General features: G+C 50.2%; 1 pseudogene. It reads left to right on the forward strand.

The features are described 5' to 3' along the window. A pseudogene (locus tag ACI43T_RS12100) lies at positions 1 to 164 on the forward strand (LysM peptidoglycan-binding domain-containing protein); the annotation flags it as partial. Between the last annotated feature and the right edge of the window lie 103 nt (positions 165 to 267).

Raw genomic sequence — 267 nt, forward strand, 5'->3', positions numbered from 1 at the left:
GTTTGGCAATGGTTTACCACACTGCGCCGAACTTGGCTTACGCCATTATTTTGGAAAACATCTCCGATATTGCCGAAGGCGACACCGCCGCCAATCCGGGACGGGATTTGGACAATATGCCGGATCAGGGTCACGCCCGCGTCGATTCCGACCCTTTCCAATAACCCCTCGGCAACAATGCCGTCTGAAAGCTTCAGACGGCATTTTTATTGAGGCTGCGTTTCCATATTCCGTTGATGCACAACTTTAATTAGACGGACAAAATGT

The organism is Neisseria oralis (assembly GCF_045062685.1).
GTDB lineage: Bacteria > Pseudomonadota > Gammaproteobacteria > Burkholderiales > Neisseriaceae > Neisseria > Neisseria oralis.